The sequence below is a fragment of the Echinicola vietnamensis DSM 17526 genome (assembly GCF_000325705.1).
Taxonomy (GTDB): domain Bacteria; phylum Bacteroidota; class Bacteroidia; order Cytophagales; family Cyclobacteriaceae; genus Echinicola; species Echinicola vietnamensis.
The window spans coordinates 109,113-135,263 of the sequence record NC_019904.1; the positions used below are offsets into that span (position 1 = coordinate 109,113).

Genomic DNA, 26,151 nt, shown 5'->3' on the forward strand with positions numbered 1-26,151 from the left:
AAAAGTACCGCACAAAAAAATCAAACATCAAACATAAACCGCTTGCTCATTTCCCTGTTAAAATGCCTCCACTTCTTCCTTGTAGGCTTTGATGGAGCGGTAAATGGCCGAAGCAATATAAGCTTGCCCATTTTCACTGTTCAAGTACCGCTCTTCATTGGAATTGGAAAGGAAACCTGTTTCGATCAGCACACTTGGCATGCTGGTCGTCCACAGCACATACAACGGCAGCTGCTTCACTCCCCTGCTGTGGCGGTTTAGCCGGGTCTTAAAATCGTTCTCCACCTTCTGCGCCAAGGACAGGCTATTCGCAAAATAAGCCTTCTGCATCAAATTGACCATCATGTAAGACTCCGGTGAATTCGGATCAAACCCATCATAATTCTCCTTATAACCATCTTCCTGTAACATTACGGAGTTTTCGCGCTTTACCACATCAAAATTCCGCTCAAAATGATTGGAGCCCATCACATAGGTCTCTGTCCCGTAAGCATTGGAGCCCCGGACGGCATTGCAGTGAATGCTGACAAAAAGGTCCGCCTTGTTTCGATTGGCAATATTGGCCCTTTCCTTCAATTCAATAAAAACATCTGTCTTCCGGGTATAGATCACCTCCACGTCCGGAACGTACTGTTGGATATAATTGCCCACTTTCAGGGCAATGGCCAATGCCACATCCTTTTCCTTCGAACGACTTCCCATCGTCCCGGGATCTTTCCCACCATGTCCTGCATCAATGACGACCCTACGCATCTTGAATTTCGGGGAGCGCTCCCCAGCAGGAACAAAGGCTGACAACAATGCAGCCATGGTCAGAAAAAGAATTATTATAACATTTTTGACACTGGTTCGTTTCATAAACATTATTAAGCTTAACTTTACGCAAAATTTAAAAATTTTTGAAGCAAATAGAAGTAAATCGGTGCAGAATATTAAGGTAGCTTATCTTTCCTTTATCCTACTGTTCATTTCTTTCCAGGGTTCCTTTGGGCAAACCAAACTCCAAAGGCGTCCTGCAGAAAACGAAATCGTAGCACCAGACCTGTCACCTTTGCAAGACACGATCGCCCCCACGCTTCCCGACAGTTTGGTACTCAATGACTCCATCCCCCAAAACGACACAACAAAGGTTGTGCCCAAAGGAGATATCGAAACCACTATCAAGTACGCAGCGCAAGATAGCATATTGTCCGACTTCAGGAAAAAAAAGGTTTACTTATATAACAAGGCGTGGTTCGAATATGGCAACATCCGGCTAGATGCCGACTATATCGAAATCAACTGGGAAAAGAACGAACTGTTTGCTTCTGGTGTCACGGACTCCACGGGAACCGTACAGGGCAGCCCTATCTTCAAGGAAGGCAGCAGCACCTATGAAATCCGAAAAGAGATGCGTTATAATTTCAAGACACGCAAAGCCATCATCTCTGATGTGGTCACCGAGCAGCAGGAAGGATTGTTACGAGGTGAAATCGTCAAGAAAGACGACAATGGAGATGTCTACCTCTACCACGGATATTATACCACCTGTAACTTAGCCGAGCCCCATTGGCATATTTCTTCCAAACGGCTCAAGTCCGTGGAAGGCAAACAGACCATCTCAGGCCCCTTTAACCTATATTTTAACGGCATTCCCACCCCTGTAGGATTGCCTTTTGGGTTTATCCCCGACCAGAAGGAAGAGCAGGTTTCCGGCATCATCATTCCTTCCTATGGTGAAGAACGACGCCGGGGTTTTTACCTTAGGGATTTCGGATATTATTTTGCCTTTAACGACTACATCCATTCAAAACTTACCGGTGAAATCTACTCAAAAGGTGGATACGGAGCCAAATTAGCCACGGCTTACAAAAAGCGATACCGGTTTAGCGGTGGATTCAATGTGGACTACCAACAATTCAGAAGTCCAGAAACGGACGAAAATCCGTTGGATTATACCACCATGTGGATCAACTGGAGCCACAGTCCCGAATCACGCGGCAATTCCCGTTTTTCCGCGTCGGTGAATGCAGGTACGACCAACTACAACAACCTGGTGGTCAACCCAAACAACTATATTAGAAACACCAATTCGGAGTTCACCTCTAACGTTTCTTACAGCAAGACCTTCACGGGAACCCCCTTCAGCATGTCTGCCAACCTACGGCATTCCCAAAACGTGCAGACCAACGAAGTAAGGTTGATCCTTCCCGATGTCTCCGTCAACATGAACCGGCAGACACCTTTCAGAAACTCAAACTTTGAGCCGTTGAAAACCTTAAACTTCGCCTGGAACTTCAATGCCCAAAACTCTATCGACAATGCCGAAAAACCAATCTTGGGCGTAGAGGAAAGCTTTTTGCAGAACGATGCCTTTGAAGATGATGTGACCGCACCGGATGTGATCCCTTTTACTTGGGCAAACCTCCCTACGCTACTCAAGCAAGCAGAAAATGGGTTCCGCCACACCCTACCGGTATCGTCCAATTTCACTCTGTTCAAGTATTTCACCGGAACAGCCAGTTTCCAGTACACAGAGCTTTGGTATTTTGATCGGATCAATTACTATTATAACGCCCCGGAAGAGCGTGTAGACCAGATCCTTGAAAATGGCTTCAGCAGGGTCGGCTACTATAATACCTCTTTTAACATGGCGACCAACGTCTACGGTTTCTACCGGTTCAAACCGGATTCCAAACTGGAAGCTATCCGTCACCATATCCAGCCGACTATCGGAATGTCCTTTAGCCCTGATTTCTCGGATCCCAAGTATGGCTACTACCAGCAGGTACAGGTGGACAATGAAGGGAATACCCAGCTCTATAGCCGCTTCCAAGGATACCTTTATGGCGGAGCCCCCAGAGGGGAATCCCGTTCGCTGAACGTATCGATCCGAAACACGCTGGAAGGCAAGAAAAGGGTGGAAAATGACAGCACGGAGGCTACTACGGAAAAATTCCCGTTGCTCCAATCATTCAACATTTCTACCAGCTATAATTTCGTCGCAGACTCCTTTAAGTTGGCTCCCATCAACATGAGCACGCGGACCACCTTCTTCGACAATAAAATCTCGGTGGCCTTATCGGCGACGCTCAACCCCTACGCTACAGCCAGCTATACCGACGGTGACCAAACCTACTATAGAAGAGTCAACGAATACGCTTGGCAGAACGGGCAAGGGATCGGCTCTATCAGCCGGGCAAACCTGAACCTGAACGGCAGCTTCAATCCCACAGGATCCGCGGACAAAACCCCTGCCGATACCCGAGAGGAGCTCACCAACGAATACCTCCAGGATGGTGGCCAAATGAATGAATTTGTCGAAAACGAAATCGAGCGGATATCCAATGATCCCAGTCAATACATCGATTGGAGCATTCCCTGGAACATCAACTATGGCTACAACCTGAGCTACAGCAAAAATGACCGGACCGGAAACACTAATATCACCCAAGCCTTAAACGTCTCTGGGGATGTCAGCCTGTCGGACAAGTGGAAAGTAAATTTCAACACAGGCTACGACTTTTCTACCGCCAAAATCACCCAAACCATGATCGGCATCGCCCGTGACCTCCACTGCTGGCAGATGAATGTCAGCTGGATTCCTTTTGGGGCCTTTACCAGTTATAACATCGACATCCGGGTGAAAGCCAGTATCCTTCAGGACTTGAAGGTATCGAGGAGGAGGTCCTTCTTTGATTATTAGGAGCGTGTTGTAGGATTGGACAGTTGGGAAAAGGTTACAAGGTCACAACACATGACAATGTCAGGTTTCAATGCGCAACACTTACCCCTCTTTACTAAATCTTCGACCGGCTCAGCGGCATGGTCATACACCTCGGGCCGCCCAATCCTCTGGAAAGCTCCGAGGAAGGAATGTCCAGCACCTCCACTCCCATATCCCGCAGGGCACGGTTGGTGTGTTTGTTTCGCCGGTAGGAAATGACCTTTCTCGGCCCGATAGCAAATACATTGGCCCCGTCAAACCATTGTTCTCTCAGGGCATAATCCTTATTGCCGTTACCGCCAAGATGAATGATCTCCAGGTAAGGGATCTCTTTCTCCAAGACCGTCAGCAAGGATTCTTTCAGTACCGTCCTTTTGATGTGAACTTGATCTCCATCGTTACTCTTTAAGGTATATAGGGATGTCTGCAGGACGGCCTCCATGGCATCGGGATAGGTGAGCACCAGGTTTTCATCTAAGACGGTAAACACCGTATCCAAGTGCATAAAATTACGTTGCTGTGGCAAGTGCACTTCGTAAACCCTTTCCACGGTTCCTTCCGCCAAAAGTGACTTGGCCACATGGTAAATGGCCTTTTCATCCGTACGTTCAGAATTGCCGATGGCCACGGCCTTATCCGAAATTACGATGATGTCTCCTCCTTCGATACAAGCAGGATCTTTGTGCCCATCGATGGGATAGATTTGGTTCACCTGGTCCTTAAAGAGCGGGTGGTTTTCGAAAATAGACCTGATCACGTTTGCTTCTCGCTGCCTACCTTCCATTTTCATACTTGAAAAAACCACTCCACCAGGTGTCAAGGCTATCGGGTCACGCTGAAAATACAGGTTGGGACACGGAGGAATCACAAAAGCAAAGTCCATCAAATCCACCATGGGCAGTTTACTGATTTTCTTTTTCAGCTCGTGCACTTTGATCCCTGCGATCAACGCAGTGGCACATTCCGAGGTAGAAAGTCGTCCAAGAATACTTTCGGTAAAATGGGATAATCGGCTAAACGATAGCGCCTCTTCCATCATTCTAAACAGAATACCATCGTCCGACATGGTTTCCATGAGCAGTTCGTGGAGACTGTAGACCGTAGCACCCGTGGTTTGTTTGATGATATTGGTAAAGTAATCATGTTCCTGCTGCATGGCTTCCAGGTAAGGAACGTCTTCAAAAAGCAGCAACTCTTTGTTATAGGGTGTCAACCGGTCAATTTCTTTTCCCGGTCTATGCATCAATACGGCTTTTAGCGTTCCAAACTCAGAATGTATTCTCAGATCCATAAATTACTATATCCTCTAAAATTTTAATAAGATCAACAATTTAAGGATAACTTTACCAACATTGAAAAAAATAAAACAATTAATTATAGGTAAAACAAAAAGGACAGCATTTAATTCCGCTGTCCTTTTAGGTTGTTTCATGAAATTAGCTGAGCAGGATAAATCCCACTTGCCAAAACCGGGCCTCTACGCCCCAAGCTTTACCAGATCCTCACCCTATCATCTGGTGCTTTGTACATTTGATCTCCTTCTTTCACCGCAAAGGCATCATAGAAAGCATCAATGTTTACCAAAGGACCATTGCCACGATATTGGGCCGGAGAGTGCGGGTCGGTTTGGATCTGCGTCCTTAGTGCCTCTTCCCTGCTCTTCATCCTCCAAATGGTGGCCCAAGAAATGAAATACCGCTGCTCTGGTGTGAAGCCGTCGATATCTTCAGGTCTTCCATGTTCTTCAAAGTGACGCTGAAGGCCATCATAAGCGACCAATAAACCTCCTAAATCACCAATATTCTCTCCCAAGGTAAGCGCTCCCTTCACATGCACTCCTTCAATGGGCTCGTACTCATCAAACTGGGCGACCAACTGACCTGTGCGCTGCTCAAAGTTTTCTCTGTCCTCATCTTTCCACCAGTTTTTAAGGTTCCCCGCCGCATCATACTGGCTTCCTTGGTCATCAAAACCATGCGAAATCTCATGACCGATCACCGCACCGATACCACCATAGTTGACCGCTGCATCAGCCTTATAATTATAAAATGGTGGCTGGAGAATCCCTGCAGGAAACACGATTTCATTCCAGGTAGGATTATAATAGGCATTGACGGTTTGAGGAGTCATAAACCACTCGTCTTTGTCAATGGGCTTGCCCAGTTTCTCAATGTTTCGCTTGAAATTAAAACGGGAAGACGCCATGACGTTCTCAAAATAAGAAGCCGTCTCAGGATCACCGTTGACCTCCAAAGCACTGTAATCTTTCCACTTGTCCGGGAAGCCGATTTTCACATTAAAGGTCCCTAGTTTTTCCAAGGCCTTTACTTTGGTATCTTCAGACATCCAAGGAAGTTCCTTGATGCGATCTCCCATGGCCACCAAGATATTGTCCACCATTTCTTTGGCCTTGTCCTTGGCCTCTTGCGGAAAGTATTTTTCCGTATAAAGCTTTCCTATAGCCTCTCCTGCTGCCCGCTCGGTAGTGCCCAGGACACGTTTCCACCTTGGGCGCATCTGGTCTGTCCCCTGAAGCTCCTTGCCATAAAAATCGAAATTGTTCTGCACAAATGCATGACTCAAATACGGAGATGCCGCATCAATCACATGCCATTTCAAGTAGTCCTGCCAAGTGGCTACCGGCACCTCGTTCAGTACCGCCTCTACTTCTTTCATGAACTTGGGCGTGGATACGATCACTTCCTCAACATCGGCTCCGATAGCTGCCAAATAACCTTCCCAATCCAATGATGGCAGCAACGTTTTCATATCGGCTACCGCATACTTATTGTACCTGCCTTCAGGGTCACGCAGCTCGATCCTGGTCTTACTGGCATGTGCCAATCGCGTCTCCAAAGCCATGACCGCTTTGGCGGCAGCAGCGGCCTGAGCTTGCTCATAGCCTATCAGACCAAAGGTCTTTTCCAAATGGGCCAGGTATTTCGTCCTGATTTCAGCAAACTTTTCGTTGTCCTCGGTATAGTAATCCCGGTCGGGAAGGCCTAAGCCGCCCTGTGAAATATAGAGGGCCATGGCCTCGGAATCTTTCAGGTCGGTATTGACGCCAAGACCAAAAAATGCCCCGCCACCGTGTGTCTGCTGATAGGCCAAATAGTCCTGCAAGGATGCTTTATCGGTAATTTTCTCAATCTTCTCAAAAATCGGCTTCACCGGATCCATTCCTCGCTTTTCGGCCAAAAGCGAATCCATACCGATTTGGTAAAAGGACACTGCTTTGCCTTGATCGGTAGTGGCAGAAAACTGCTCATCGTCCTTTGCTTCTTCCAAAACGGTCAGGACGGCTTCATTATTAAATTCCCGAAGCTCGTTAAAACTGCCCCAACGGCCTTGATCTGCGGGAATCTCGGTATTCGCAATCCATTCGCCATTGACAAAACCAAAAAAATCATCCTGGGGACGAATGGTGCTGTCCATATTGTCCAGGTTAATGGCCTGAACCTTTTCCTCTTCATGGGCTTCCTTGGGAGAACAGGCAAATAACATGGTACCTGCCAGTCCCAAACCCATTGCTGCTTGTAGACTTTTTTTCATCTGTTATATATTGAAAGGTTTATATTTTCAAGAGGTGAAGTTAATAAAAAAACCGAATCGGAAAGATTCGGTTTTTTTATTTTTATGCTGTGCATGGCTTAGGCCAGCCAATTGGCCACATCCTCTTTGCTCGGATTTTTGACCTCCAGCTTCAGTTTTTTACGCTTTCCGCACACATCGTTAAACAGCTTGTTGACATCCTGCTCTTTCAGCTGCTCAATGGTGTGGATATTCAATTCTCGGATCGCAGGAATCAGCCCTGCATCAATGCCAAGAGCAATAAAATCCTCATCCGTGGCAATTTTCACCTTCTTCTCTGGTCGCATCTGTGGGAAGAACAACACTTCTTGGATGGTGCTGTTATCGGTCAGCATCATGGTCAGTCGATCGATACCGATTCCCAGTCCTGAGGTGGGCGGCATACCATACTCCAATGCCCGAAGGAAATCTTCGTCCATGGCCATGGCCTCATCATCGCCCCTTTCGGCCAGTTTCAATTGATCTTCGAAACGCTCACGCTGGTCGATCGGATCATTCAATTCGGTATAGGCATTGGCGATCTCCTTCCCGTTTACAAACAGCTCAAAACGCTCCACCAAACCTTCTTCCGTACGGTGCTTTTTGGCCAGCGGGGTCATCTCAATAGGATAATCCGTGATATACGTAGGCTGGATCAAATGCTCTTCCACCTTCTCACCAAAAATTTCATCAATCAATTTTCCCTTGCCCATGGAATCATCCACTTCGATGCCAAAATCGGCACAGACTTTCCGCAGCGCTGTCTCGTCCATCTTGCTGACATCCACTCCTGCATACTCTTTGATAGAATCAAACATCGTCAGCCTTCTGTATGGTCCGGCAAAATCAATTTCCCGCTCCCCTACTTTTACCTTGGAAGTTTCGTGGACGGACAAGGTCACCTTTTCCAGCAGGTCCTCCACCATCTCCATCATCCAGACATAATCCTTGTAGGCCACATAGATTTCCATGGAGGTAAATTCAGGATTATGGGTACGGTCCATGCCCTCATTTCGGAACATTTTACCAAACTCATACACCCCGTCAAAACCACCAACGATCAAACGCTTCAGGTAAAGTTCATTGGCAATCCGCAAGTAAAGCGGCATGTCCAAGGAATTGTGGTGGGTCTCAAATGGCCTCGCGGCTGCGCCGCCATGGACAGCTTGGAGAATAGGAGTCTCCACTTCCAGCCAGCCATGATCATCAAAATACTTCCGCATATTGGTGATGATCCTGGAGCGCGTCAAAAACACATTTTTCTTTTCCGGATTGACCGTCAGATCCACATACCGCTGACGATAGCGGAGCTCTGGGTCGGTAAAACCATCGTAGACGTTCCCTTCTTCATCACGCTTCACCACCGGTAGGGGCTTCACGGATTTGGAAAGGACGGTCAATTCCGTGACGTGCAAGGAAATCTCACCGGTCTGGGTGGTGAAAATGTAGCCTTTTACACCAATAAAATCTCCAATGCCCAACAGCTTTTTGAACACCTTGTTATAAAGTGTCTTATCTTCTCCGGGGCAGATATCGTCCCGACGCACATAAACCTGCAATCTCCCTGAGGAATCTTGGATTTCGGCAAAAGACGCTGACCCCATGATCCTTCTGCTCATCAACCTCCCCGCTATGGAAATATCCTTATAGTCGTTCTTGTTGTTTTCATAGTTCTTATGAATGTCTTCAGCAGATGCGTTGATGGGAAATTGGATGGCCGGATACGGGTTAATGCCCAATTTCATCAACTCTTCACGGTCTTTCCGTCTTTCTATCTCTTGTTCACTCAGTAATTGCATAGCAATGTAATGTATTGTTAAATTATGGTTTTCTTGAGTGACGCCCGTCGCGCCATCTCATTTTTGATCAATTCAAACTCCCTACTACTCTGTCCGGCCACACTGGTATTTTCTGAAGCCCTTCTGTAAAGATAAGGCATCACCGATTCCACGGGGCCATACGGCACATATTTGGCCACATTATAACCTGCAAAGGCTAAATTGTAGGAGATATTATCACTCATCCCGTACAATTGCGAGAAATATACCCGCTTATCGTTTGCCGCTACCCCATGAAGGTTCATCAGCTCGGTCAGAATGATATTGCTCAGCTCATTATGGGAGCCACTGACCAAATAAATCCGATCTTTGTGCTCCATGCTGAATTTGAGCGCATCATTATAGGCATTGTCCGTATCTTCCTTGGTATCTTGGATAGGACTGGGATATCCTCTATCCTCTGCCCGATCCCTTTCCTTTTCCATATAGGCGCCACGAACCAATTTCGCCCCGACATGATACCCCTTCAGCTCTGCTTCCTCATGGGCCTTTTTCAGCAGCCCCAACATATCCTTTCGATACATTTGGAAGGTATTGTACACGATGGCCTTTTCCTTGTTGTACTTCTCCATCGCTTCGTAAGCCATATCGTCAATGACATCCTGAAACCAACTCTCCTCTCCGTCGATCATGATCCGGACATCATTTTCATATGCCGCCTTGCACAGCGTATCCACCCTATCTTTTAACCGTTCAAACGCCTCTTGCTCCTTGGCGCTCAGTTTTTGGCCCGCTTGGACCTTGGTCATGATTTTATAACTCCCCAGTCCGGTGACCTTAAATACCGAAAACGGGATCTCACTGGCTCCTGCCGAACGCTCAATGGTCCTTAGGATCTCGTCCCGGGTAAAATCATAACTCTTTTCTGTTCCTGTCCCTTCCACGGAGTAATCCAGAATGGTCCCAATGCCAAACTCCTGTAACTCCTGAATGGATTTTGAACAATCTTCGACACTTTCACCACCACAGAAGTGGCCAAATATCGTTTTTTTCATGATCCCCTTTACAGGTAACTTCAACTTAAAGGCGACAGCTGACAAGTTTGTTCCTATCTTTACCGCCCAGTTCTTATCCATTACTGCAAAAAAAAGATACATTTTTCTGAGCTCTGCATCCGTCCTGGAGGCAAAGGCAATTTCAGTATTTTCAAAAGAAATATTGGGTTTTGTATTCATCGTTTTGAATCAAGGTGCAAATATATAAAAAAACACGTCCTGACTACCTTAGCCAGTGCAAATAATCTTGCAAGAAACTTGCCACAATTCCACCATCATATTTCCTCAAACAAACCCTATCAAGCCTATATGATATCCTTTTCCAATCTAATACGCTTAAACGGATTTATTTATACCCAAAAGCAAAAAAAACACCCTCCAAAGAATACTTTACACCACCGCACACATTGGACACATGTCAAAATATTATATGGAAACACCACCCTTCTACCTCATTTTTATAATACCCTTAACTAGTCTCATTCAAAAAATATCCATTTCACAAAAAATTAATCTAGTTTTTATTGGTTTTTATAAATCCACCCGCTAATTTTGGAGCCATGATAAAACAAGCAGCAAGATATTTTACCTTTTTCTTTTTTTACTTTCGTCCCAAAGGTCGAATCGGAGCTGCTTATTGCCTGAATGAAAAATAAAATTCAAACATAAATTAAGAAGCCCGATTCGAAAGAGTCGGGCTTTTTTTATTTAAAAACCAAATCAATAATGAAAGATCACTTAAAAACATCGGAATGGGGACTGGGTCTCAAAGGTCATGTCATCATCGCAGGCCCATGTAGTGCCGAAACTCCTGAGCAGGTAGAAAAGGTTTGCCTGGAAATGAAAGAGCAAAACATCATCCCTTCCATGTTCCGTGCGGGCATCTGGAAACCCAGAACCCGACCAGGAAGCTTCGAAGGAATCGGAGAAGATGGCTTGAAGTGGATGGAAATCGTTCGCCACCACCTGAACATCCCCATTACCACGGAAGTAGGCAACACCGCCCACGTAGAACTAGCCCTAAAGCACAAGGTAGACGTGTTGTGGATCGGTGCCAGGACTACCGTAAACCCATTTGCCGTACAGGAAATTGCCGAAGCACTGAAAGGCACTGACATCCCTGTTATGGTGAAAAACCCGATGAACCCTGATCTGCAGCTTTGGATTGGTGCCTTGGAACGCCTCCATGCAGTAGGTATCAACAAACTGGCCGCCATCCACAGGGGCTTCAGTGATGCTTACGACAAACGTTTCAGAAACAAACCAAACTGGTCCATGCCCATCCATCTGAAAAGAGAATGGAAAGGAATGGAAGTCATCAATGACCCTAGCCATATTGTAGGCAAAAGAGATGGGATCTTGGAAATCTCCCAAAGGGCCATCAACTTCGGACTGGACGGCCTAATGATCGAAACCCATCATGACCCGGACAATGCATGGAGTGACGCCAAACAACAAGTAACCCCTGCTCAGCTGAAAGACATCCTTTCCAAAATCGACTTCAAAACTCCCCTTGACTCCGAAAAACCAAGTGAAAAGCTGCACGATCTCAGATCGGCCATTGACCACATGGACGACCAGCTGATCGACTTGCTTGCGGAAAGATTTGCTGTAATCGACCAGATAGGAGCGCACAAGAGAGAGCATAAGCTGACGGTTTTTCAGTCAGACAGATGGAAAGAAGTGATGGACTCCAGAACTGACAAAGGAGTAAAAAAAGGACTGAGCGAGAAATTCATGAAAGAATTGTTATTTTCGATCCATGAAGAGTCCGTAAAAAGACAAGAAAAACAACTGAGAGCCGGAGACCCGGTAAACAAGAACGCTTAACTGAGATTTAAACCTAATCGATCCATTGGAATCTATCATTTTCTCCACGCAAATCGCACCTGATTTGGAGAGGTTCTTGAAATCAAAGAACTTCTCCAAACTCGGTGTGATCACCGATAGCAACACCTCTCAAGCCTGCTATCCGCTCATTCGGGAGGCATTGCCCCTGCATGAGCACTTTGCCTTTGAAGCAGGCGAGGTAAACAAAAACCTGGACACCTGCCAGAAAATATGGCAATGGATGACCGATTGTGGCTTTGACAGAAAATCGCTGATCATCAACCTCGGTGGTGGTGTCACAGGCGATATGGGCGGATTTTGTGCCAGCACCTATAAACGTGGCGTAAAATTCATCAATATCCCTACTACGCTACTATCCCAAGTAGATGCCAGCGTTGGCGGTAAGCTGGGAGTGGATTTTAATGGCTTCAAAAACCACATTGGGGTTTTTAACGAGCCTGAAGCAGTCATCATTTCTGCAGCTTTCCTATCTTCATTACCCCTTCCGGAACTTCGCTCGGGCTATGCCGAGGTTTTGAAGCACGGACTGATCAGAAACGAGAATTATTTTAACAGCCTTAAGCTCCAAAACTGGGAAGACCAACGCTGGACAGAGATCATCGAAAAGTCGGTATACATCAAAAAGGATGTCGTCACCAAAGATCCCAAAGAAGACGGACTGCGAAAGATCCTTAACTTCGGCCACACGGTGGGGCACGCCGTGGAGTCTTTTTATTTGGACACCGAGCGGCATTTGCTCCATGGAGAGGCCATTGCTATCGGCATGATCGCAGAAGCTTACCTTTCCCAAAAGCACATCAGGCTCCCCAAGGAAGAATTGCAATCCATCACCACAGCATTACTGGAGGTCTTTGGCAAAGTGGAAATCCCTAAAGAAGACTTGGACGCAATTGCGCAGCTTTGCTTTCAGGACAAAAAAAACGATGGAAAAACCATCAATTGCTCTTTGCTAAAAAAGATTGGTGAATGCGACTATAACATTGCCGTCAGCTTGGATGACATCATCGATTCGCTGCATTTTTACAACAACCAACATTCATGAACAACATCACACTACCCGTCAAAAACCATTTTGGCGAAGTAACCATACCACTGCCTTCTTCCAAAAGTGAAAGCAACAGGGTCCTGATCGTGGATGCCCTCACAGAAGGCCAAAACCAAATCTCCAACCTCGCCGAAGCCCGCGATACCCAGACCATGATCCGGCTACTGGCCGAGGATCCGGAAACATTGGACGTACTCGACGCGGGCACGACCATGCGGTTCCTGACCGCTTATGCTGCCCTTACCAATCGCCGCAAAACACTTACCGGAACACCAAGGATGTGCGAAAGGCCCATAGGAATCCTGGTCGATGCCTTAAGGGCAATCGGGGCAAAAATCGAATACAAAGGAAAGGAAGGCTATCCGCCGATGGAAACCCTCGGGTTTGAAAAGCAACTGACCAACAAGGTACAGATAAGAGGTGATGTCAGCAGCCAGTATATCTCTGCACTGTTGATGAATGCCCCGCTTTTGCCGGAAGGACTGACACTTGAGCTTACGGGAAAAATTGGTTCCAAGACCTATATCACCATGACCTTGGAGCTGATGAAACAATTCGGAATAGCCTACTCCTTTGAAGGCAACACCATTTCTATCGCTCCCCAATCCTACAAAAACACCTCCTTCGCGGTAGAAAGTGACTGGTCTGGTGCAAGTTATTGGTTCAGCTTGCTGGCATGTGCCGATGAAGGAAGTTTCTTCCTGAAAGGCCTGAAGGAAAATAGCCTCCAAGGCGATTCAAAAATCGTAGAGATCATGGACAAACTGGGGGTACAAAGTGAATTTAAGGATGACGGCATCCTATTGACCAAAAAAGCCATCACAGGGTTGGGAAGCTATGATTTCACACATTGCCCCGACCTCGCCCAGACCGTGGCGGTTACTTGCGCCCTGATCGGGCAAAAAAGCCAATTCACTGGATTGGAAAGCCTTCGCATCAAAGAAACCGACAGGATCTACGCCTTACAACAGGAACTGGCAAAATTCAATGCGAAATTGGAAGAAGGCGAAAACGGTGCATTTACCGTGATCCCTTCCACTGATATCCCGGCTAACGTGACCATTGAAACTTATGATGATCACCGCATGGGCATGGCGTTTATGCCATTGGTTACCAAGACATCGGTGACCCTCCTCGACAAGGAAGTGGTCAACAAGTCTTACCCAAGTTTCTGGAAACACTGCGTGCTAGCAGGAATAGAGGCCCAATAAAAGGACTTCCATTGGGCGGCTCCGCCAGAAGACACATCCTGTCCTTTGCTGCGGCAATAAACACCGTCTTCAGGCCTCGCAAGCTCATTATTTTAAACATTAATTGGTAAAACAAGTGACCTCGACACCACATCAGCAAAAAGTAGCCATCCAAGGAATCAAAGGCTCCTACCATTACCAGGTGGCCCTGAACCAATTTGGCCAAGACATTCATGTCATCGAGTGCCTGACCTTTTCGGACCTTGTCAAAAGCATCACTTCGAATGATGCTGACATTGGTGTTTTGGCACTGGAAAATTCCATAGCCGGGGCCATCCTTCCCAATTATGACCTGATGGACAGAAACAACCTTCAGGTCATAGGTGAATTTTACCTCCCCATTTCGCATCAATTAATGGTGCTAAAGGGGCAATCCATTGACGACATCACCGAAGTCCGGTCACACCCCATGGCCTTGCTGCAGTGCAAGGCTTTCTTTGAACAATATCCGCAAATCAAATTGATCGAAGATTTGGACACGGCATCAGTGGCCAAGGAAATCAGTGAACAGCACCTCCAAGGAGTGGGAGCCATTGCCGGAAAGTCAGCCGCTGAATTTTACGGACTGGATATTTTAGCCTCTGATATTCAAACCATCAAAAACAACATCACGCGTTTCTGTATCGTTAAAAATGCAGCTGACGCCAAACCGGTAATAGGGTTTGACAAGGCTTCGATCAAGGTCACCATTAAAAACGAACAAGGCAGCTTGGCCAAGGTCCTCACGACCATGAGTGCCTATCGGCTGGATTTGACCAAGATCCAGTCATTGCCCGTCATCGACCAACCGTGGCATTATGCCTTTTTCATTGACTTGCTCTTCGAAAACCTAGAGGATTACCAACAGGCCCTGAAAGAGCTGAAAGCCAATGGCCATCAAATCAAAGTTTTGGGAGAATACAAAAACACAAAATAGCCGCCATGATCGCTCCAGCACATCGCCTTGCCAACGTCAAAGAATACTACTTTTCCAAAAAGTTACGTGAGGTCGCCCGCCTGAAAGCGGAGGGGCATCCCATCATCAACATGGGCATTGGCAGCCCTGACCTGCCGCCGCACCCAAGTGTTACCGAAGCCCTGAACCACTCCAGCGCACAACCGACGTCCCATGGCTACCAAAGCTACCAAGGCATTCCGGCCTTGCGGGAAGCCATTGCCAGTTTTTATCAAAAACACTACGCGGTTTCCCTTTCCCCTACCGACGAAATATTGCCCATGATGGGCTCCAAAGAAGCCATCATGCACATATCATTGGCTTACCTTAACCCCGGCGACAAGGTACTGATTCCCAACCCCGGCTACCCTACCTATTCTTCTGTCACCGAATTGGTCGGAGCCAAAGCGGTTTATTACGATCTCAAAGAGGAAAACCAATGGCTTCCGGACATCGGCCAGCTGGAAGAACTGGCGCAATCAGGCATTAAGCTGATGTGGATCAACTATCCCCACATGCCCACCGGTGCCAATGCCTCCCGAGAGGCCTTGGAAGCACTGGTCACTTTTGCCAAAAAGCATCAGATCCTATTGGTCAACGACAATCCATACAGCTTTATCCTCACGCAGAGTCCAATCAGTATCCTATCCATTGACGGCGCAAAGGACATTGCCTTAGAATTGAATTCGCTCAGCAAGACCTTTAACATGCCCGGATGGAGAGTGGGCATGCTCTGCGGTCAGGCCAGCTACTTACAGGAAGTCCTAAAGGTCAAAAGCAACATGGACTCGGGGATGTTCCTGGGCATCCAGGAAGGTGCCATTGCAGCCTTGAACCTCGATCAAAGGTGGTTTGACCAGATGGACGCCATCTACCACAAAAGACGGGAAGCCGTTTGGAAATTGGCAGAAAGGGTTGGTGCCATTTGTGAGCGAAACAGTGCTGGAATGTTTGTTTGGGCAAAACTGGCCACCCAAACCACCCCTTCAGCACTTGTGGACAAGCTGTTGTACGAAAACCATATCTTTATCACGCCGGGAGACATTTTTGGGAGTAATGGACATGGCTACATCAGGTTCTCCTTGTGCGTGCCGGAAAACCTGATCCAGGAAGCTTTTGACCGGGTAAACAGCACTTGGACAAAATAAAAGGACAGAAAACACGATCCATATGAAGCAAATTCACATTATCGGACTTGGTCTTTTGGGCGGCTCTTTTTCACTTGGGCTCAAAAAAGCCTTGACGGGACTATCTGTTTCCGGATTTGACTTAAACAAGGGCCACCTGCAAGAAGCCTTGTCACTCGGCATCATCGATCGGGTCAGCGAAACCGTTCCTGCAGACACCGACTTGGTCATCGTGGCCACACCGGTGGATACCATCAGTGGAATTGTCAGTCGTTTGCTCGATCATATTCCCCCTGAAACCCTTGTTGTAGATTTTGGCTCTACCAAAGAACATATCTGCTCTTCCGTATCCGGTCACGCCCATCGCCAAAACTTCCTGGCCGCCCACCCCATCGCCGGCACAGAGTATGCAGGTCCTTCGGCTGCTTTTCCAGACCTTCTGAAAGGAAAGATCATGATCTTGTGCGAAACGGATAAAACGGGTCCGGACCTTTGTAAGAAAGCCTATCGAGCTTTTGAAGCCCTTGAAATGCAAATCCGCATCATGGGGCCGCACGAGCACGACAACCAGCTCGCTTTCGTATCCCATTTGTCGCATATCAGCTCGTTTATGCTCGGCAAAACCGTACTCGATAAAATGGAGGATGACAAACACATCCTGAACATGGCTGGGAGCGGATTTGCCTCCACCGTCAGGCTGGCCAAAAGTTCACCATCGATGTGGACGCCTATCATGAAAGAAAACAAAGAAAATATCCTTGAAGCATTGAATGGCTACATCGAAAACCTGGCATCCTTCAGAGACCACCTGGTAAATGACCAATACGAGGAATTGTCAAAAAACATGAAAAATGCCAATCAGATCGGTCAAATCTTAAACTTTAAGAGCTGAGAAATACACTCACAAAGACTTAAAATAATCCATCGCCAAACGCAACCGGCTGCCATACCAAGAAAACATTTCTCCATCCACCAGCATCACCTTGGCCCTTGGAAATTCCTTTTGTAGGACTCTTGCGTGTTTGGCTTGAAAAGGAAATGGCTCAGAGCTCAGCATGATGACATCGGGAACTAACTCCCGAATCTCCTCCAAGGTCACCTCAGGGTAACGATCTTGCCCAATCAGGTTTTCAAATCCTGCCTGGGCCAGCATCTCATGAATGAACGTCTTCTTGCCAGCGGCCATGTAAGGTCCTTGCCAAATCAGGTAGACTGCAGTCCCTTTTTTTTCAAGGCCGGAACGAAACCGACTACCGATCTCCTGCACCAATTCCTTGGCCATATCATTTCTACCGGTGAGCTGTCCCACCCCTTCCATCATCTCAAGGGCATCCTCCAAGGTGAAAATATCGCTCATCCATACCGGATATTTGGCCACCAAGCGCTCAATGCCTTCCTTATAATTCTCCTCCTTGTTGCCAATGATCAAATCCGGCTCTAATTGGTCAATCACCTCAAAACGGAAATGCTTTGTTCCACCGATAATGGCCTTTTTCTGACGAAGACCAGATGGATGGACACAAAACTTCGTCACCCCCACCAACTGCTGTTCCAACCCCAAATCAACCAATAATTCTGTCTGTGAGGGCACCAAGGAAACAATGCGTTTAGGAACACCCTGCACCCTTACTTCCCGACCCATCTGATCCATATATGGTTTAGTAGTCATTTGCTTTTTTACTTAAAATCGAATCTAAAAAAAATCCCCGAATGCTCCGGGGAATTTTTTAATATTAAACCGTATGAAGAAAATCTTTAAGCATCTATCGTATAATGCTGTGGGAAGCAGGGAAACAACTCCCTCCCCTAAATAGCTCATTTTATATTTGGGTCTATACCCTGACCGGGCATACATATGTCAAATTTACAAAAGTTTTTGAAACAAATAAACTTTCATTTACCTATTTTTATAAAATATTTAACCAAATCCTAAACAGTAAATCAAAGGTTAAAAGTCGGAAATCTATGCGATCACAAATTAACACAACCAAACTTATTAAAACGATTTAAAGATATACAAACTAAAAAATAAATTTTACCTCAAATAAAACAATACACACAAAATAAAATATCGAGCAAAGTATCACCAAGATCGTTCATCGATCATAAGCCCTACATATTCAAAAAATTTCGTTTCCTTTAATTCACTAACCTCCATCAAATCCAGAAGCCGAAGCATGGATTCATTTTACTGTTTCTTTAAAATTCGGGGAATTCACGTATTTGACGATACGTTCCTGATGTGACATCAAACGCCAAGCACACGTGCTGCAAACCGTTACTGATGGCCATGAACCGGGCCTTAATGGTTTTGTTGTACACGCAGACCTGTTCGACCACTTTTTGGTTAAGCTTCACTTCAGGGGCTTTGCATTCCACCAACAAAAACGGTTGTCCAGACCTGTCCAGCACCAATATATCAAAGCGTTTCTTCAGCCGGTTATATTCCAGCCCTTTTTCCAGGGCAAAAAGGCTCTTGGGATATTTTTTAAAGTTGATCAAATAATAAATGATATGTTGCCGAACCCATTCCTCTGGTGTCAATATCAAAAATTTCTTTCGTAAGGCATCAAAAATGGTTAATTTACCACTTTCTGTAGCCATTCGGAAATCAGTAGTTGGCAAGTTCAGGGGATTCTTCAAAAAGGGATAATCTGCAGCTGTCATGTCACAAATATCCATGCTTATTCTATCAAATAAAACCAAGAATGACAAAAATGAAAAGATTCCACACCATCCTGTTTGGCATTATTTTACTGTTTTCAGCTTGTGCAAAAAAAGAAAACGTAGACCTCATTGTCCATAACGGGCTGATCTATACTGTCAATGGAGCATTTGAACAGGCGGAAGCATTTGCTGTCAAGGATGGAAAATTTATTGCAGTCAATTCCAGCGAAACCATTCTAAAAAAATATTCGGCACCGAATATCATGGACCTGAAAGGTAAATTCGTTTACCCCGGATTGATCGATGCACACACCCATTTCTACCGGTATGGCACCGGGCTAAAGGTCGCCGACCTGACGGGAATCACCTCCTTTGAAGCCTTGGTCAAAACCGTCAAAGCGCACCGCAAAGCCCATCCCAACCAAGCGTGGGTTCTGGGCAGGGGCTGGGACCAAAACCTATGGCCTGAAAAATCCTTCCCTGAAAAGTCCTTATTGGACGAAGCCTTCCCCAACACCCCTGTCCTGCTTACCCGGATAGACGGCCATGCCGCCATCGCCAACCAAAAGGCCTTGGATATGGGTGAAATCACCGCCACCACCGACATCCTTGGCGGAAAAATCATCCTTCAAAACGGAGAACCTACCGGCGTACTCATTGATAACGCCATCGGCATGGTCTCCTCCAAAATCCCTGAGATTTCCACCGCAGAATCTCGTCAGGCACTGCTGGACGCCCAAGAAAATTGCTTTGCCGTAGGCCTTACTACCGTAGCAGATGCAGGGCTGGACAAGCCCATCATTGACCTCATGGAAAGCATGCAGAAAGAAGGGGACTTAAAAATGCGCATTTACGCCATGGTAAACCCCACGGAGGAGAACATGGCATACTACTTTGAAAAAGGCCCTTTCCAAAACGAATCGCTGACGGTAAGAAGTTTCAAAATTTATGGCGATGGGGCATTGGGATCCAGAGGAGCTTCCTTACTCGCCCCCTACCACGACGCCCCGGACGAACTGGGCTTTTTGTTGAACACCCCCGAAAACTTTTTGTCACTGGCCGAAGACATTCACGACCATGGCTTTCAGATGAACACCCACTGCATCGGAGACTCCGCCAACCGAACCCTATTGAACATTTATGCCAAAGTCCTGATGAAAGAAAATGACCAACGCTGGAGGATCGAACACGCCCAAGTGGTCCATCCTCAGGACGTTGAAAAATTTGCCACCTACCACATCATTCCTTCGGTTCAGCCCACACATGCCACCTCCGATATGTATTGGGCGGAAGACCGTCTTGGCGAGGAACGTGTAAAACATGCCTATATTTACAAGGACCTGTTGGAGCAAAATGGATTGATCGCGCTGGGAAGTGATTTTCCTGTGGAAAGCATCAACCCGCTTTTTGGCTTCCATGCCGCAGTGGCCCGTCAAGACGCCAACAATTGGCCCACCGATGGGTTTCAAACCGAAAACAGCCTTACCCGTCAAGAGGCTTTGAAAGGCATGACCATCTGGGCTGCTTATGCCAATTTTGAAGAAAATCTCAAGGGAAGTATTGAAAGCGGAAAACTTGCAGACTTTATCATCACCAGCAGGGATTTGATGACCGCCCCTCATGAAAACCTGCGGGAAATCAAGGTAGAAGCCACCTATATCGGGGGAGAAAAAGTTTATTGACAGCAGGAAACTTCCCACCCCACAGGAAAAACCATCGCTGTAGACAGATCAGGTTTGCCCTAGCATTAACCGTGTCTTTCGCCGGTCAATTTCCTCAAACCTCCAGGCCTATCCAGTCATTTCATTGGTCGACAGGAGCTTCCTCGAGTTTCAGATATGGCTTTACCCGGTCAAGCCAATCTTCGGAGAGGATCTTAATCCGAAGCAAATCTTCCACCCGGGCATAGGCACCATGCTGTCCGCGATAAGCCACAATCACCTTGGCTTCACCATACCTGATATAGGGATGAGCCGCCAAGTCCTTTATCCCCGCTGTATTTAAGTAGAGATAACGATCGACAGCAGGGGTAAAGGTAAAATACTCAAATACCCTCTTGGCTACCGGCACTTTAATCCCGTACACATCCAACAACTGCTCTTTACGGTGCAGGCCACCAAGGCTTTCGCGAAACTTTACGATTCTTGCTGCAAGGGTAGGCCCAATCCCCGGAACGACCTGCAAGACCACCGAGTCTGCCGCAGCAAAATCCATCTTGTTTAGCGTGGCTTGTTTACGTTGGTAAGCTTCCCACCTCCCCGTATCCTTGGCCAGGAAGGACCGATTTACGCGGGCATAACGTGCCACCGAATCCTCTTTCACTGCTTGGAACATACTGTCTGCCTTTACGAGGTATTCTTGATATTGGGCACGGGCTTCTCGGTGCTGATACCAATGAAATCCTTTGGGGACCAGTGCCAGCACCACTAATACAGGGATCACCAAGAAAAAGCCGTTGGATTCTCGCTGCGTAAAACCAAAATACTCTTGTAAAAAATAGCGTAGTCTCTTTTTCATAATATTCGCATTCTACGGAACACCATAAACGGTTAAAAAAACACCAAAAATTTGTTTAAAAGGCACTATTGCTCTGATCATTGATTTCTTCAATACCTCATAAAATAATCATATTGGAATTATTTCCAAAGATTTACCATTATTGCACTGTAAAAATCAATTAAATAGCCCACTTACTATTTAGACAGATTTTAAATTAATAAGAGCTGACAGAAATAATTCATTTCGTGGAGTTTCTGTAATAAATTTGCACCATATAACAGTACCAATAATGCAGCATAACTTTAGTGCCATAAGTCTTTCCTATAAAAACGCCCCGGTAGAGATCAGGGAAATTATAGCATTGGACGACAAGGCCATCCATTCTCTTTTGATAAAACTAAAGGAGTTTTTCAACGTGAAAGACACTTTGATTTTGTCTACCTGCAACAGGACAGAGGTGTACTATGCCCATGAACTGGATCTCAGCACAGAAATCATCAAGTTAATTGGTACTGAAAAAGGGCTGCACAATGTAGTCTCCTACCTGGAGTATTTCACCATTATTCAAGACGACAAGAAAGCCATTGAACACCTTTTCAAGGTTTCCATGGGGCTTGAAGCACAGGTGGTCGGGGATATGCAAATCTCCAATCAAGTAAAAAGGGCCTATCAAGCATCTGCCGACATGGAAATGGCCGGGCCATTCCTTCACCGTTTGATGCACACGATCTTCTTTACCAATAAGCGTGTAGTACAGGAAACGGCCTTTCGGGATGGGGCTGCCTCTGTTTCGTATGCAGCGGTGGAACTGATTGAGGAAATCACTTCCAACACCATCAATCCCCGGATTTTACTTGTGGGACTTGGAGAAATCGGTGAAGACGTCGCCAAAAACATGGTGTATGTACCAAATGCCAAAGTGACCATCACCAACAGGACTTATGAAAAAGCCCTTCAGATGGGGACTGAATTAGGGTATAACGTTATCCCCTTCGACAAAGTACACCAAGCCATGCAGGAAGCTGATGTAGTGGTGTCATCCATTTCATCCTCCCGGCCCTTCATCACCAAGGAACTGGTCAAGGCATTTGACATTAAAAGCTATAAACTTTTTGTGGATTTGTCCGTTCCTCGCAGCATCGAAACCATCGTGGAAGATGTTCCGGGCGTGCTACTTTATAACGTGGACAACATTCAAAGCAAGACCACTGAAGCACTGGAAAGAAGGCTGGCTGCTGTCCCACAAGTGGAAGGCATCATAAACGAAAGCATTGACGAGTTTTACAATTGGAAGAAAGAAATGATGGTATCTCCCACCATCAACAAGCTCAAAAATGCCTTGGAGCAGATCCGAATGGAAGAACTGGAGCGTTACATGAAAAATGCCAGTGAAGAAGAATATGCTGTGATCGACAAAATCACCAAGAGCATGATGCAAAAGATCATCAAAGTACCCGTGGTGCAGTTGAAAGCAGCTTGCAAAAAAGACCAAGCAGAAGAAATGATCGGAATTATTTCTGATCTTTTTGACTTGGAAAAAGAAAACACCAAGCATTCATAAACACAAGCATTAAAGTAAAGAGGCAATAATTTTGAAACATCCAGGACAGATTTCAAGTCAAATTTGCCCTAGATGTTTTCTTTGTTTACGAGGCAATTTTTTGAAAAACATTTGCTTTCGACTTACTTTAGTGGCAACATAAAAAACGCTACTTCAATGTCAACAGTAATCGGTAAATGGGCCATTGCCCTTTGTTTGTATCTAGTATCCTTTAGCTTCACTAACGCCCAAATGTATGAGGTGTACAACCCTCAGCTGGAACTGATCCAGAAAATCAACGACGACCACATCTTTCTGTTAAGTGAATCTATCCGAGTGAGTGACAAAGACCAAAAGCTCAAACTCCTGAATCAAAATTATGAGCCGTTTTTGGAACTGGAAGGATCATCGATATACCAATACCTAAGCCCTTGGATACTGGTGGAAAAAGATGGAAAGCTTGGAGCCTACCACGAATACGGCGAACAGATCATGAAGCCGGAATACGATCACATTGACACCCGCTACAACGAACTGCTCGGCAAAAGGGGAAACACCTTTTACCATTATGATATCGGCACCAAAATTTTGAATTCCCTAGGCACTTTCCAAGAAGCAAAAATTGCAAAAAATGGCCAGGTGATCGCCAAGGTACCCGCCGGCTACCAACTCCCGCTTTCTGAAAACCCCCAACATATCTATCAACATTTGGCATCGGCTTCAAACAGCGCTATCCTTTCCCGTGAAACCAGCGGGTATGGACTTATCAACAGGCATGGGGACTATATTCTTGAGCCGGTTTTGGACACCCTCCTGCACCTTGAAAAAGAATTCTTTTTTGGCTTTAACGAAAACCAGTACATGCTCATCAAGGCCACAGAGGATGATGCTCAAATCAAGTACAGTAGCTATCACAAAATCGCCTTGGAAAACGATGTCATCCTCGAATACATCCATGGACGCCTCCGAAGGATCATGAAAAACGACGGAATCCTACTTGACATCATGGGCATGGCAGACGTAAACCGCATAGATGCCCACCATTATAATGTTTATTTCAAAAATGGAAAAGTAGGTCTCCTGGACAGCAAAGGAGTTTGGCAAGTCGTCCCAGCGGACAGCATCACCTCGATCTTACCCGGCAATGAAGAACGTTACGGGGCTTTGCACGGCCGATTCTACGGCTATGTAAACCGCGCGGGAAAATGGGTGATCCCCAATACTTTTGAAGGAACCGGACGGTTTTCTGAAGGGTTGGCTGCCGTAAAGGCCAAAGGAGCTTGGGGCTACATTGACAGTCATGGCAGCATGGTCATCCCTCCTCATTTCGATGACGCAGGGGAATTCCATAACGGACTGGCGGTCGTCAAAAAAGAAGGAAAAGCTAACCTGATCGATCGCAGCGGAAAGGAAATCCTATCCTCTTACTACCAGCATATTGATCGATCTGACGACCACTATTACATCACCGAAAATGACGGAATGTTTGGGATCATCGATCCTAACGGAAAGGAAATCGCCTCCCCAACCTTCCAATCCGTAAGACGGGAAGGTTATGACCGAATCATCGTACAGAAAAACGGAAGATTTGGCATCATCAATGAATCCGGAGAAGCACTCCTTCCGGTGTATTATCAAGACATCATCATCGACAACAGCGCCCAAAAAATACTTGCAGAAGACATTTTTAAGCCAATGGTCCCCGAAGAGGACAAAAAAGGTAAAAAGAAACGGAAATAGTGGTCCACGCGATATTCCTGGCAAGCCGCTTCCTTGATAGCATGATCAATAAGCAGCATACTCCACGCCTTGGCAGGGCCCCTCTGCATAGCAAAGGGCAAGTCCATGGTAACCATTAGCCTGATTTTAAGCCACGGATAAAAGGGATGAACACAGATTAGCAATGCCTCAAGGCCACATCTGTGAATATCAGTGTTCATTCGTGACCAAAGCGCAGCCAAAGATGGCAAAGCATAGGCATAGCCATCGAAATAGACAAGCCCCATCTTTGCTGCTTCACCCGATTTACTGCGGGAGGTTTTGAGGTTAGAACAAAAATAACCGGTCACCAGCATTCTCTTGACTACTGGCGACCGGTTTTCTATTGATATTCCAGTCAATTTACTTTTTGTCTCCTTTGGACTTATCATTGCCTTTTCCTTCATCAGGCTTGGCAATGGAATCCCTCATGTCCGTATCCGATTTGATATTTTCCATCCTGTAATAATCCATTACGCCAAGATTTCCGGACCTGAAAGCCTCTGCCAGTGCCTTGGGCACTTCCGCCTCGGCTTCTACTACCTTGGCCCTCATTTCCACATTTCGGGCTTTCATCTCCTGCTCCAATGCCACGGCCATGGCCCTTCTTTCCTCTGCTTTAGCCTCTGCCACTTTAAGGTCAGCAGAAGCTTGATCGATCTGTAACTTGGCCCCGATATTGGTGCCCACATCGATATCAGCAATGTCAATGGACAAGATTTCAAATGCCGTGCCTGCATCTAGTCCGCGCTGGAGGACAAGCTTGGAAATCTTATCAGGATTTTCGAGCACACTCTTATGGGTTTCGGCTGAGCCGATAGAGGTCACGATTCCCTCCCCGACCCTGGCTAGAATGGTGTCCTCTCCAGAACCACCGACCAATTGGGCGATATTGGCCCGAACGGTCACCCTGGCCTTGGCGATGAGCTGAATCCCATCTGCCGCGACGGCCGCCACGTTGGGCGTATTGATCACCTTCGGATTTACCGATATTTGTACTGCCTCAAACACATCTCGCCCGGCCAAATCAATTGCCGTTGCCTGCTTGAAGCTAAGGTTAATATTGGCCTTATCGGCAGAAATCAGTGCCCTGATCACATTGGGTACATTCCCTCCTGCCAGGTAGTGGGTCTCCAGCTCATTGGTGGTCAGATCAAGCCCTGCCTTGGTAGCGGTAATGAGTGAGTTAACAATAATGCTAGGGGGCACCTTTCTGATCCTCATCCCGATCAGCTCGCCTATCCCCACTTTCACATTGGCAAAAATTGCTGTTATCCACAGGTTTACCGGCACAAAATAAAGGAAGATGAACAGTAAAATCAATCCTCCAAAAGCTGCAATTAAAATAATTGCCGAGTTTGCTAATTCCAT

The 26,151-nt window shown here is 46.3% G+C and carries 19 protein-coding genes; 10 read left to right on the forward strand and 9 right to left on the reverse strand.

What is annotated here, in order from left to right; translation table 11 throughout:
- Nucleotides 1–57: 57 nt before the first annotated feature.
- Nucleotides 58–858 (reverse strand): N-acetylmuramoyl-L-alanine amidase family protein, encoded by an 801-nt coding sequence (locus ECHVI_RS00565; RefSeq protein ID WP_015263979.1) that lies wholly within the window; start codon nucleotides 856–858, stop codon nucleotides 58–60.
- Between the two features lie 64 nt (nucleotides 859–922).
- Between ECHVI_RS00565 and ECHVI_RS00570 the strand changes: the two genes are divergently transcribed.
- A complete protein-coding gene (locus tag ECHVI_RS00570; RefSeq protein ID WP_015263980.1) occupies nucleotides 923–3,685 on the forward strand; it encodes a putative LPS assembly protein LptD in 2,763 nt (920 codons plus the stop codon).
- Between the two features lie 94 nt (nucleotides 3,686–3,779).
- Here ECHVI_RS00570 and ECHVI_RS00575 read toward each other — a convergent pair whose 3' ends face one another.
- The 4 genes from ECHVI_RS00575 to ECHVI_RS00590 all read right to left on the reverse strand — a co-directional run bounded on the left by ECHVI_RS00575 (nucleotide 3,780) and on the right by ECHVI_RS00590 (nucleotide 10,289).
- On the reverse strand, nucleotides 3,780–4,997 hold the full coding sequence (locus tag ECHVI_RS00575) for an arginine deiminase (protein ID WP_015263981.1): 1,218 nt from the start codon (nucleotides 4,995–4,997) through the stop codon (nucleotides 3,780–3,782).
- A 200-nt stretch (nucleotides 4,998–5,197) separates the two neighbouring features.
- Complete coding sequence (locus ECHVI_RS00580; RefSeq protein WP_015263982.1) at nucleotides 5,198–7,258, reverse strand: M13 family metallopeptidase; 2,061 nt, start codon at nucleotides 7,256–7,258, stop codon at nucleotides 5,198–5,200.
- A 98-nt stretch (nucleotides 7,259–7,356) separates the two neighbouring features.
- Nucleotides 7,357–9,075 (reverse strand): lysine--tRNA ligase, encoded by a 1,719-nt coding sequence (gene lysS / locus ECHVI_RS00585; protein WP_015263983.1) that lies wholly within the window; start codon nucleotides 9,073–9,075, stop codon nucleotides 7,357–7,359.
- A gap of 17 nt (nucleotides 9,076–9,092) precedes the next feature.
- The gene (locus tag ECHVI_RS00590) at nucleotides 9,093–10,289 is read right to left on the reverse strand and encodes a proline dehydrogenase family protein (RefSeq protein WP_015263984.1); all 1,197 of its coding nucleotides are present in this window, start codon (nucleotides 10,287–10,289) and stop codon (nucleotides 9,093–9,095) included.
- Between the two features lie 546 nt (nucleotides 10,290–10,835).
- Here ECHVI_RS00590 and ECHVI_RS00595 point away from each other — a divergent pair.
- From ECHVI_RS00595 to ECHVI_RS00620, 6 genes are all read left to right on the forward strand, one after another.
- A complete protein-coding gene (locus ECHVI_RS00595; RefSeq protein ID WP_015263985.1) occupies nucleotides 10,836–11,939 on the forward strand; it encodes a chorismate mutase in 1,104 nt (367 codons plus the stop codon).
- Nucleotides 11,940–11,964: 25 nt separating this feature from the next.
- Nucleotides 11,965–13,002, forward strand: coding sequence for a 3-dehydroquinate synthase (gene aroB, locus ECHVI_RS00600; protein WP_015263986.1), 1,038 nt, complete (start codon nucleotides 11,965–11,967; stop codon nucleotides 13,000–13,002).
- A complete protein-coding gene (locus ECHVI_RS00605) occupies nucleotides 12,999–14,216 on the forward strand; it encodes a 3-phosphoshikimate 1-carboxyvinyltransferase (RefSeq protein WP_015263987.1) in 1,218 nt (405 codons plus the stop codon). The genes aroB and ECHVI_RS00605 overlap by 4 nt, the downstream gene beginning before the upstream one ends.
- Nucleotides 14,217–14,331: 115 nt before the next feature.
- Nucleotides 14,332–15,171 carry a prephenate dehydratase gene (locus ECHVI_RS00610; RefSeq protein ID WP_015263988.1) on the forward strand — a complete coding sequence of 280 codons (840 nt, stop codon included), beginning with the start codon at nucleotides 14,332–14,334 and terminating at the stop codon, nucleotides 15,169–15,171.
- Nucleotides 15,172–15,176: 5 nt separating this feature from the next.
- A complete protein-coding gene (locus ECHVI_RS00615) occupies nucleotides 15,177–16,337 on the forward strand; it encodes a pyridoxal phosphate-dependent aminotransferase (protein WP_015263989.1) in 1,161 nt (386 codons plus the stop codon).
- A 22-nt stretch (nucleotides 16,338–16,359) separates the two neighbouring features.
- A complete protein-coding gene (locus ECHVI_RS00620) occupies nucleotides 16,360–17,208 on the forward strand; it encodes a prephenate dehydrogenase (RefSeq protein ID WP_015263990.1) in 849 nt (282 codons plus the stop codon).
- 9 nt (nucleotides 17,209–17,217) lie between these two features.
- On the opposite strand, the gene ECHVI_RS00625 is transcribed toward ECHVI_RS00620, so the two are convergent.
- Both ECHVI_RS00625 and ECHVI_RS00635 read right to left on the reverse strand, forming a co-directional pair.
- On the reverse strand, nucleotides 17,218–17,985 hold the full coding sequence (locus ECHVI_RS00625) for an ABC transporter substrate-binding protein (RefSeq protein ID WP_015263991.1): 768 nt from the start codon (nucleotides 17,983–17,985) through the stop codon (nucleotides 17,218–17,220).
- A 530-nt stretch (nucleotides 17,986–18,515) separates the two neighbouring features.
- Nucleotides 18,516–18,998, reverse strand: a complete 483-nt coding sequence (locus ECHVI_RS00635; protein ID WP_015263994.1) for a type I restriction enzyme HsdR N-terminal domain-containing protein — start codon at nucleotides 18,996–18,998, stop codon at nucleotides 18,516–18,518.
- A gap of 26 nt (nucleotides 18,999–19,024) precedes the next feature.
- Between ECHVI_RS00635 and ECHVI_RS00640 the strand changes: the two genes are divergently transcribed.
- On the forward strand, nucleotides 19,025–20,665 hold the full coding sequence (locus ECHVI_RS00640) for an amidohydrolase (protein WP_015263995.1): 1,641 nt from the start codon (nucleotides 19,025–19,027) through the stop codon (nucleotides 20,663–20,665).
- A 121-nt stretch (nucleotides 20,666–20,786) separates the two neighbouring features.
- Here the strand turns inward: ECHVI_RS00640 and ECHVI_RS00645 are convergent, their stop codons facing one another.
- A complete protein-coding gene (locus tag ECHVI_RS00645; protein ID WP_015263996.1) occupies nucleotides 20,787–21,500 on the reverse strand; it encodes a ComEA family DNA-binding protein in 714 nt (237 codons plus the stop codon).
- 271 nt (nucleotides 21,501–21,771) lie between these two features.
- Here ECHVI_RS00645 and hemA point away from each other — a divergent pair, with 271 nt between their 5' ends.
- Together hemA and ECHVI_RS00655 are read left to right on the forward strand one after the other, a co-directional pair.
- Nucleotides 21,772–23,043, forward strand: coding sequence for a glutamyl-tRNA reductase (gene hemA / locus ECHVI_RS00650; protein ID WP_015263997.1), 1,272 nt, complete (start codon nucleotides 21,772–21,774; stop codon nucleotides 23,041–23,043).
- 156 nt (nucleotides 23,044–23,199) lie between these two features.
- Nucleotides 23,200–24,762, forward strand: a complete 1,563-nt coding sequence (locus ECHVI_RS00655; protein WP_015263998.1) for a WG repeat-containing protein — start codon at nucleotides 23,200–23,202, stop codon at nucleotides 24,760–24,762.
- Nucleotides 24,763–25,143: 381 nt separating this feature from the next.
- Here ECHVI_RS00655 and floA read toward each other — a convergent pair whose 3' ends face one another.
- The gene (floA, locus tag ECHVI_RS00660) at nucleotides 25,144–26,151 is read right to left on the reverse strand and encodes a flotillin-like protein FloA (RefSeq protein ID WP_015264000.1); all 1,008 of its coding nucleotides are present in this window, start codon (nucleotides 26,149–26,151) and stop codon (nucleotides 25,144–25,146) included.